Here is a 2,086-nt window from a genome sequence, read left to right as displayed (position 1 = left end):
TACAATTTGAATTTTGTACAAAAAAAGGTGGATTGAGGATGGCTAAAACAGAGATTACTGTCGAGATGGAACGACAAATATATAGTGCAACTACTTGTAATCAAGGGGTATTTGGTTGTTTTGAAGTGACAATTGGTTGGTTCGGAAAAGAACGTGTGGACTACTTGACGTATGATACAAAGGGGATTTGGCGTTGCTATGAGATTAAAGTATCATTGTCCGATTTTAGAAGTAAAGCGCATAAAACCTTTGTGGGACATTTTAATTATTATGTAATGCCGGAAGAACTTTATGAAAAAGTTAAAGACGAGATACCTAAGCATATAGGTGTATATGTTGGTAAAACACTTATGAAACGGGCAAGAAAACAAAAACTCGCAGTAGATGAAGAGGTTTTGAAAGACTCTTTCATTCGTTCGCTTTACCGAGAGGCAGACAAAGTATTGCGTAGCAATAATCCATCTATTGTGGAGTCATTACAAAGGCAGTTGCGGAATGAACGGAAACAAAAAGAGGAATACCGAAGTAAATATCAAGAGGAAAGAAGAAAATATGAACCTCGAAGTAAACGGGTAATTCAGTAGACAGTTTTTTAACCAAAGCGTTATTTGAGAGAAAGGACGGACAAGCAATGGATATCAAAATTAAACTTGAGAATAAAAAAACAAAATACTTAGTGGGCGACATCATTGTTATAAATTCAGGAGAAATATTTTTCATATATAGTGACCCATCGACAGGAAAGTATTCACTGTTGAATTGCAAAATGGACACTTGGGCCTCAGGGTGCTTTGATTCAATAGATGATCTTATGGAAAATATGAAAAACTGGACGACATTTCAACACTATTCAGCAAATGAATATCAATTAGAGTTAGTGCCTACGAAAGAAAAATAATACAAAAACACAATTGAATAGAAAAGAGGGACAAAGTGAATAAATACTCTACTATGCTTATTCATAATCTAGGAATCATTTCTTTAATAGCATTTATATTCTATATGACTAATAGTTGGTGGTCCTTAATTGTATTGCTTTGTTTGGTAAAAACGTCTAAGGAATCTTAATGAAATAATTATTGGAATCTTATCGACACGTTTCGACATATAAATGACCGTCAGAATCATAGTAAATTTGGTTTATTTTTCTTTCTGAATGTAATAAGGTATCGAAAGTGTTAAAACGTCTTAAAAAGGGAAATAAATAGGTTTAACGATGTTTGTAGTTTTATTATAGAAGGCGAGAGTAAATGATGGGAAAGTTCGAATTCACGATTAATACATTAGAAACTGCATTAGAACATTATCTTAAAACAATGGAAGTCATCAATAAAAATTCAAAACGATATAAACAATTTGAAAAAAGGACTAAAGAATTAAAAGAAGCCTTGGTTATCCTAAATCGTTTTAATAGAAAGGAAGAGCAAGATGGCTAATCTTAAAAAAAGAAAATTAAGAAAGGCGATTTCTAGACGTGCAAAAGCCGTCGATAAATACCAAACTGATAAAGCCTGGCGAAATATCTTTGTTAAAGCGGGTATTTTGAAATGATTGTGGAAGGTCAAAAAAGGAAGTAGGTGAATCATCATTTTTGACTGGCTGAAAGACTATCAGAAATTAGAAGAAGAAATTGCTTATTTAGAATATAAATTAGATAAAGCGAAAGCTGAATTGAAACGCTGGGTTAGTGGTGATTTACAAGAAGTTCGTTTAACTGCTGAATCAGAAGGTGCAAAGGTAGAAGATCGAATAGCTGATATTGAATATGAGTTAGCGCATAAGATGAATGAAATGCACGATTTAAAAGAATTGATTAGTAAATTTACAAGTCTAGAAAATCTAATATTAAAAATGAAATATATTGAGTGTATGACATTAGAAGACATTGCGTATAGCTTACATTATAGCCCAGGTTATATTAGACGTAAGCACGCTGAAATAAGAAGAATGGTTAAGTTTGCTGAGACTTTCTAATGTTACTTTTTTGTAGATAACATTTAGTGTACAGAAACCATTGAAAAAATGAGTTATAGTAATAACATAAGAAATTGACGAAAGGGCAACTGGTGCACGGTTGCTCTTTTTA

The 2,086-nt window shown here is 32.5% G+C and carries 5 protein-coding genes; all 5 read left to right on the top strand.

Going from position 1 to position 2,086, the window contains the following annotated elements:
• Nucleotides 1–584: BAR domain-containing protein (locus MR056_RS21875; protein ID WP_242136727.1), on the top strand; the 584-nt coding region annotated here is incomplete at its 5' end.
• Between the two features lie 47 nt (nucleotides 585–631).
• On the top strand, nucleotides 632–898 hold the full coding sequence (locus MR056_RS21870; protein ID WP_242136726.1) for a hypothetical protein: 267 nt from the start codon (nucleotides 632–634) through the stop codon (nucleotides 896–898).
• Between the two features lie 352 nt (nucleotides 899–1,250).
• Entirely contained in the window at nucleotides 1,251–1,436 is a 186-nt protein-coding gene (locus MR056_RS21865; protein WP_242136725.1) for a hypothetical protein, read from the top strand.
• The gene (locus tag MR056_RS21860) at nucleotides 1,429–1,551 is read left to right on the top strand and encodes a DUF3983 domain-containing protein (protein ID WP_242136724.1); all 123 of its coding nucleotides are present in this window, start codon (nucleotides 1,429–1,431) and stop codon (nucleotides 1,549–1,551) included. Before MR056_RS21865 ends, MR056_RS21860 begins: the two co-directional genes overlap by 8 nt.
• A 36-nt stretch (nucleotides 1,552–1,587) precedes the next feature.
• Complete coding sequence (locus MR056_RS21855) at nucleotides 1,588–1,974, top strand: RNA polymerase sigma factor sigma-70 region 4 domain-containing protein (protein WP_242136728.1); 387 nt, start codon at nucleotides 1,588–1,590, stop codon at nucleotides 1,972–1,974.
• Nucleotides 1,975–2,086: the final 112 nt, after the last annotated feature.

The sequence above is a fragment of the Bacillus cereus group sp. BfR-BA-01360 genome, from assembly GCF_022663595.1.
GTDB classification, from domain to species: Bacteria; Bacillota; Bacilli; order Bacillales; family Bacillaceae_G; genus Bacillus_A; species Bacillus_A cytotoxicus.
The sequence above is the reverse complement of the archived record's forward strand: the minus strand, read 5'-3'. Positions and strand labels throughout refer to the sequence as shown.

Excerpts from the sequence above, each read along its gene's own strand:
- MR056_RS21870 (WP_242136726.1), top strand. The coding sequence starts at position 632 with ATGGATATCAAAATTAAACTTGAGAATAAAAAAACAAAATACTTAGTG.
- MR056_RS21865 (WP_242136725.1), top strand. The coding sequence starts at position 1,251 with ATGATGGGAAAGTTCGAATTCACGATTAATACATTAGAAACTGCATTA.
- MR056_RS21860 (WP_242136724.1), top strand. The coding sequence starts at position 1,429 with ATGGCTAATCTTAAAAAAAGAAAATTAAGAAAGGCGATTTCTAGACGT.